Source organism: Enterococcus lemanii, from assembly GCF_016909125.1.
GTDB lineage: Bacteria > Bacillota > Bacilli > Lactobacillales > Enterococcaceae > Enterococcus_I > Enterococcus_I lemanii.
Genome location: NZ_JAFBFD010000040.1, coordinates 21,065 through 27,064 on the forward strand (window position 1 = coordinate 21,065; position 6,000 = coordinate 27,064).

7 protein-coding genes and 1 other RNA gene are annotated in these 6,000 nt (G+C 37.6%); 3 read left to right on the top strand and 5 right to left on the bottom strand.

Going from position 1 to position 6,000, the window contains the following annotated elements; all coding sequences use genetic code 11:
• Nucleotides 1–259: 259 nt before the first annotated feature.
• The 4 genes from JOD14_RS10915 to JOD14_RS10930 are packed head-to-tail and all read right to left on the bottom strand — an operon-like array spanning nucleotide 260 to nucleotide 3,713.
• Nucleotides 260–1,015, bottom strand: a complete 756-nt coding sequence (locus tag JOD14_RS10915; protein WP_204654828.1) for a VOC family protein — start codon at nucleotides 1,013–1,015, stop codon at nucleotides 260–262.
• Nucleotides 1,016–1,041: 26 nt separating this feature from the next.
• Complete coding sequence (locus JOD14_RS10920) at nucleotides 1,042–1,848, bottom strand: pyrroline-5-carboxylate reductase family protein (protein WP_204654829.1); 807 nt, start codon at nucleotides 1,846–1,848, stop codon at nucleotides 1,042–1,044.
• 16 nt (nucleotides 1,849–1,864) lie between these two features.
• On the bottom strand, nucleotides 1,865–2,683 hold the full coding sequence (locus JOD14_RS10925; RefSeq protein WP_204654830.1) for a MetQ/NlpA family ABC transporter substrate-binding protein: 819 nt from the start codon (nucleotides 2,681–2,683) through the stop codon (nucleotides 1,865–1,867).
• A 34-nt stretch (nucleotides 2,684–2,717) separates the two neighbouring features.
• Nucleotides 2,718–3,713 carry a uroporphyrinogen decarboxylase family protein gene (locus JOD14_RS10930; RefSeq protein ID WP_204654831.1) on the bottom strand — a complete coding sequence of 332 codons (996 nt, stop codon included), beginning with the start codon at nucleotides 3,711–3,713 and terminating at the stop codon, nucleotides 2,718–2,720.
• Nucleotides 3,714–3,983: 270 nt separating this feature from the next.
• On the opposite strand from JOD14_RS10930, the gene ssrS reads away from it, so the two are divergent.
• The 3 genes from ssrS to JOD14_RS10945 all read left to right on the top strand — a co-directional run bounded on the left by ssrS (nucleotide 3,984) and on the right by JOD14_RS10945 (nucleotide 5,097).
• A non-coding RNA gene (gene ssrS, locus JOD14_RS10935) (6S RNA) lies at nucleotides 3,984–4,178 on the top strand.
• Nucleotides 4,179–4,276: 98 nt separating this feature from the next.
• The gene (locus tag JOD14_RS10940; RefSeq protein WP_204654832.1) at nucleotides 4,277–4,552 is read left to right on the top strand and encodes a hypothetical protein; all 276 of its coding nucleotides are present in this window, start codon (nucleotides 4,277–4,279) and stop codon (nucleotides 4,550–4,552) included.
• A 74-nt stretch (nucleotides 4,553–4,626) separates the two neighbouring features.
• Nucleotides 4,627–5,097 carry a universal stress protein gene (locus JOD14_RS10945; protein WP_204654833.1) on the top strand — a complete coding sequence of 157 codons (471 nt, stop codon included), beginning with the start codon at nucleotides 4,627–4,629 and terminating at the stop codon, nucleotides 5,095–5,097.
• A gap of 317 nt (nucleotides 5,098–5,414) precedes the next feature.
• Here the strand turns inward: JOD14_RS10945 and JOD14_RS10950 are convergent, their stop codons facing one another.
• A complete protein-coding gene (locus JOD14_RS10950; protein ID WP_204654834.1) occupies nucleotides 5,415–5,750 on the bottom strand; it encodes a type II toxin-antitoxin system PemK/MazF family toxin in 336 nt (111 codons plus the stop codon).
• Nucleotides 5,751–6,000: the final 250 nt, after the last annotated feature.

Consider the following 6,000-nt stretch of genomic DNA (forward strand, 5'->3'; position numbering starts at 1 on the left):
GGTTTATTTTTTAAACCAACAAATTGGTCAAAATCTACACAAGTAAGTTGCAAGTAAATTTGTGGTTTATAAATTAAAATCCTCCAATGTTGATAAAAGTGCACGGTTCTCCGTGTTCTATCGTTAAAAGACTTGCACTTGCTATATAAAACATTGCGCTCAAATACCACTATTTCAATGTGTTTTATTTAATCAGTGGACATTAATTACTGAGTGATCATTGACTAAAATCCATAAGGTTTTTTACATAAAAATAGAACTATTCAAACAAATAGGTGCTCTGACCAATTTGAATATTGCTACCGACAAGTGTGGTAGCGCCTGTTAAGACAATTGATTGTAACTGATTAGTCACACCTTTAATAAAATGAAGTTCTTTATCACCAATTAAAAGGCCGAGATTTTTCGTGGATTGAAGTAGAGGCAAATTAAAAAGTTCTTGCCAGTGTTTGACTACTGCTTCTGGTTCGTCAACAGCAAAGATAGCTTTTTTTAGTTCCTTAGCTCCAGCTGGGTGTGACTGGATAACCCCGCTTTGTTGTAACTGGATTCGACGTTCTTTCTCTGTCCCAGACCATTGAATGATAAATGGATACGGCAATCCTTGATAATCACCTAAAATCGAAAACATCTGCCACTCAATTAAATTTCCTTTTGCATCCGTGCGTTTACCTGCAAAAATTGGAGAAATTTGCACTGTTTGACGAAGACATGCAGCTAGTGCTTCAATATCATCCGTTCTTAACGCCAGGCGACTTAACGTTTCTTCTGTAGGTAAGTGACGTAACGCATCTTTTACCACGACATGTACTTGGTCGGCGTTTTGTGCCAAGGTTGGCTCTTCTATACTTAAAAATTCGATGTAACTCAAATCAAAATAACTAAGAACGTTATGTGTTCCCCACTCTTTGTGTTGGCCACCATAAAAAGCAATTAAATCGTTGGCAGCAAATGTTTCAATTACCTGATTTAAATCATTTACGTAATGCACCACGTGATCTAACTGAACCGTCATTTATTTCACCTCTTTTATTCATTGTTTTATTTACTTTCCTGACCTAATTCTGTAGTTCTTTTTACTGCTCGCAACACACTTCTTTGTAAACCAGCAGCAAAATCCGACTGATTCAACTCAAATAAGGCGTGAATCCCTACTCCACCAGCTGAGTTATTAATATCAAGCAGTTCGCGAGGATGTTTGCCTGTTTGTTGTAACATCGCCACTGCCCCAATAGTATTTTCTAAAGCAATTGCCCGCGCTTGTTCTCGCGAAAGACCCGCTAAAACCCCTGCATCGGCATAAGACTCAATAAAGTAATACACGTAATTTGGTCCGGCTACTCCAAAGCCTGTAAATACATCAATTAGCTTTTCTTCCACATACATTACTTTGCCAAAACCCGTTAAAAAGAAATCAACGTCTCTTTTTTTAGCTAAGGCATTTAGGGCTACACCACTATAACCCAAACCTGTATCTGTTAACGTATTAGGGATCACTCGTACAATTGCTCGCGGTTCACCTAAAGACTGTTCAATTTGTTCAATCGTTACCCCTGCTACAATCGAAAGAATCGTCACTCCAGGCCGGCTTTTTTTCAACGACGCGATAACAGTAGGCAGATCGTCTTGTGGCCGAACACCAATCACGATTAAATCTGCTGTTTCAAGCGATTGTTCTTGTGTTTTTTGCGCAGAAATTTGATAAGTTGTTTCTAAGTATTGATTACGCGTTTCTTGGATATCGGCTACAGTTATTTGATTTGGTTGAAACTTTTGACTTTTTAACAAAGGACGAATAATCGCTTCAACCATTTGCCCGCCCCCAATAAAATGAATTCGTTTACTCATATACTCACTCCTCTACTTAATTATTCGCCCATGCTTCTGGCAAAATAAAGCCATCGTATTTTTCTTGTGCTAAAATATATTCTTCAAATGCGACGGATTCATATGCAGCCTTGATGTCTTTAGCCCATTGCGTTTCTTCGTTCTCTTTTAAAATTGAAACGATAATGCGGTGTTCTTTTGGCGTTTCTTCAATGGCGATTCCATCCGTAATTTTCCGGTTGGAGTCAGCGATATAGTTACCATTAACGATGCCATAATCAACATCTGGTAATGAGGACAAAATTTGAGCCGGATCTAACACTTCAAATTTAATCTCGTACGCAGCAGGATGGACTTGATGGATATCAAAATCAATCGTCCCTGCATCTTGATCGACACTGACCCAACCAAGGCCTTCTAAAACACGTACCGCACGTTCTTGATTGACCGGATCATCAGGCAAAGCCACCACTGTGCCATCTTGAACAGCGTCGATAGAGTCATGTTTTACTGAATGCATGCTCTGTGGCGCACTCGGAACAAAAGCTAGTGCGGTCATCTCTATCCCTAATTCTTTATTGACAGCTTCCATATAGGCCGTACTTTGAAAAATACTCACATCGATGGATCCTTCTTGCATCGCCGGATTAACGTAATTATTATGTGCAAGCGTCTTGATTTCGATTTCATAGCCTTGATCTTCTAAAATGGGCAAAATCGCTTGTCGAAATTGTTCTTCATACGTTCCAACACCAAAGCCTACCACGATTTTCTTTTGTTCACTTTCATCTACGCTCGTTCCACAAGCTGTTAATAAAACAGCTATTCCAACCAATACTCCCAAAAACTTTTTCATTTTCATTCCTTCTTTCCTTTTTCTTCGAGTACTTTTATATACTCTTTCTAAATAACGTCAACTCATTCGCTGAAACGTCTACTGGTACCGCACAATTGGGCGTCAACAAAAAAGAAGATGCCTGATCCAATGCTTGTTGGATTTGTTTTTTCAATTCTACTTCTTGGTTCTTGCCAAAAATTTGATGCGAAATGCCACCTACTTTTATTTTTTTTAAATCAATGGATAAATCTGGATTGCCCTTGGCGTTTGTGTCCCAACTAATAGCCGCAATTGGATAATCTTCAAAACGTTGCGGTTGGGCAAAAGGGCCGCACGTATGCAAAATCGTTTTTCCTTTTATCGCGTTTAAAACAATGGCATCATAAGGCACCGAATACTCTCTAAAGTCGGCTTCGCTAAATAATTGCGGATGAGCAGTACCCGTTACCGCATAAAAGATACCATCTAAACCAATTGTTTCTAATTCTTTCAAATAAGAAACAAGGGTTTGTGAAATATGAAGTAATGCTTGATGAACACCAAAACGTTCTTTTTCAAGTAATTGTTTAAAATCAAGTGGCGCTTGGCTACCATACATTTTTTGATCATAGTAAGACGAATTGCCTGTTAAAAACATTAAGATGGTTAATGGGGAAAAAATCGTTTGAATCAATGGTGTTTCTGGTAAAGCTGCTCGGATAGTTTTTGCTGCAGTTAATTGTTCTTGTAAAGGAGCACTGTTTGTTACGTCAACAATAGGAATTGTCCAAACATCTGGGAATTTTTGAATAGTTTGATTGACTTGTCTAGGAAAGACTTCTTGATAGTCTTCTGGATCATAAGTATTACCAAACGTTTCTGCTAAATAAGTCGCTCTTGGATTAATCTTAATCCAATCCCAATCATATTTTTTAGCAAAAGCAATCGTGGCTTGAGCTAAATCGGTTGGATCATATTCAGCCTCCAAAAAATGATGCCAGCAACTCACTAAGGGTCGTTCAATTTTTTCCCCACTTAAAATGGCATGAAATAATTCTTTTTTACTCATTTTTTTATTCCTCCTTTTTTCATCCATTCAGACTTTTCTTGCTTGAACGTCAACTCATTCACTATTGTTTTGAAATATTTTTCTTCGTTTTATGGATTCCTTACAAAGATACCATCAAATAAAATGAATAGATAATTGATAAATTTTATGTTATGCGATTTATTTCCCTTATACGTCAACAAGTACTTTTTATAGAATAAAATTCCCGTTTCGATAAAAACGCTTTCAAAAGAGTTGCGACATTTTAGTTCCTATGCTATGATGTAAGTGGGCAATCTGTGATGTGCGAGTTATCCCTTTTTAGTGTTGACCGAACATTTTTATTGATATCTTGGGATCCGTCCGGTGTTCGAGTTAGTAGCATGCCTTCTCATTTGGTAGTTCGATACTTCGACCGTGGAACCCACCTGCTTCGATTTGCGGGATCAATACTCCGGGACAAAAAACGGCATCTACGGACAACCCCGTTTTAAAAAACGTTAAACCTCTTGTTTAGACAAGAGGTTTTTTTTGATGCTTTATATGATAAACTAAACATAAAATGAAAAAGGAGTACCGACAACATGATTACGATTTTATTACTTTTAGCCGGAGCAATGCTTTGCTTTTTAGGTTATTTACTCATAAAAAAACAAAATTTTTTCTTCGTTTTATTAGCTAGTAATACTGCCAAAGAACAAACATTTTTAACGAGATTTGGGCAACTCTATTTCTTTACGGGCTGTGTAGGAGTGATCTTAGCCTTTTTTGCCCAAAGAGAACTCGCGCTTTTTTATCTTGCAATGATGATGAGTCTCTCTGCTGTTTTTAGTATCCAATTTTCAAAAAAAATGAAATAACAAGCGATAAGATATTTGGCATTTTTTTTAAAATAGCTTACAATATAAGAAAAGGTAAGAAGGATGTGGTCTTAATGTTACAACAGTATAATCGTATTATGGTGGCCGTCGATGGTTCAGACGAAGCGGAATTGGCCTTTAAAAAGGCGATCAACGTAACGAAACGAAATGATGCCGAATTACTTTTACTTCATGTAATTGACGCAAGAGCATTTCAAACAATGACTTCCTTTGATACCATGTTAGCTGAGCAAGCGACTGATATGGCCAAAGAATCATTAGCAGAATACGAAAAAACAGCTAAAGAACAAGGAATAACCGCCGTTAAAACATTGATCGAGTACGGCTCGCCGAAAGCTGTGATTGCAAAATACGTGCATGAAGAACATAAAATCGATTTAATTATGCTCGGAGCTACTGGACTAAATGCCGTTGAACGCCTCTTTATTGGTTCTGTTTCAGAATATGTGATTCGCCATGCACCTTGTGACGTCTTAATTGTTCGAACCGATTTAGAAAATCAATCGCCAAAAGAAGAAGAATAAAAAATTTTTTAGTTGAAAAAGACCGGATTAGATAGACACTTTCAAGATAGTCTACCCTGCTTTCTTGTGGATTTCCCACCGTTATCATTATTCTTAAGTTATTTTATGCGGAAAATGACGCAACTATTCTAATCTTTAATCAATTTTCTTTTCTATTCAAAAAAAAGACACATAGAATCTCATCTACGTGTCTTTTTTGTCGTCCTGTTCAGATGGCAGGTATTCCGCACTCCCGTTCTGGTACATCTTATTTTATACGTTGTTACTGTCGATCATTCGCTGACCAAACTAAAGCGATACAATATTGAGCCCAATTATCAGAAAATAAACTGAATGATTTGGTCAATTTTAAACATATCAACATTTGGTATTTTTTCAATAAACTGCACTTTTCTGGTCATTATATCAATTGATGTTAGTTGGTCAATCAGCACTTGTCCTTGCGTTCCGATCGTTTCAGGGAGTTGGTATCTCATTGGCGACTGGCGTATGGTTGATGTAATCGGACAAACAACCGTGAACCCTGTATGATTGTTGAATTTATCCCTCGACACGACTAATGCCGGGCGTCTCTTTTGGATTTCCTTTCCTGATGATGGATCAAAATTTAACCAAACGATGTCACCTTTTGAAGGAATGTATTTATCCACCATTATAACAACTCTCTCCCTACTGGCTTCATCTAAACCCGACAAGGATACGCCCACTTCAATCGTGTGCAGGGCGAAGCCCAACGATAAGCGGGTGAGGAATGGTCGTCAGCTACGAACGTATCTGAAATGCCTTTTTCTAACATAAAGTATTTAACTTCACTAGGATATATATAGTATAATAACATTAGTGAAAGGTGGTGAGGTGAATGTCTACCGTTACGGCAAAAATACAAGTTTACGTTTCGAGTCT

Bases quoted from the DNA above. Each gene is read 5' to 3' on its own strand.
- JOD14_RS10915 (WP_204654828.1), bottom strand. From the start codon at position 1,015: ATGACGGTTCAGTTAGATCACGTGGTGCATTACGTAAATGATTTAAAT.
- JOD14_RS10920 (WP_204654829.1), bottom strand. From the start codon at position 1,848: ATGAGTAAACGAATTCATTTTATTGGGGGCGGGCAAATGGTTGAAGCG.
- JOD14_RS10925 (WP_204654830.1), bottom strand. From the start codon at position 2,683: ATGAAAAAGTTTTTGGGAGTATTGGTTGGAATAGCTGTTTTATTAACA.
- JOD14_RS10930 (WP_204654831.1), bottom strand. From the start codon at position 3,713: ATGAGTAAAAAAGAATTATTTCATGCCATTTTAAGTGGGGAAAAAATT.
- JOD14_RS10940 (WP_204654832.1), top strand. From the start codon at position 4,277: ATGATTACGATTTTATTACTTTTAGCCGGAGCAATGCTTTGCTTTTTA.
- JOD14_RS10945 (WP_204654833.1), top strand. From the start codon at position 4,627: ATGTTACAACAGTATAATCGTATTATGGTGGCCGTCGATGGTTCAGAC.
- JOD14_RS10950 (WP_204654834.1), bottom strand. From the start codon at position 5,750: ATGGTGGATAAATACATTCCTTCAAAAGGTGACATCGTTTGGTTAAAT.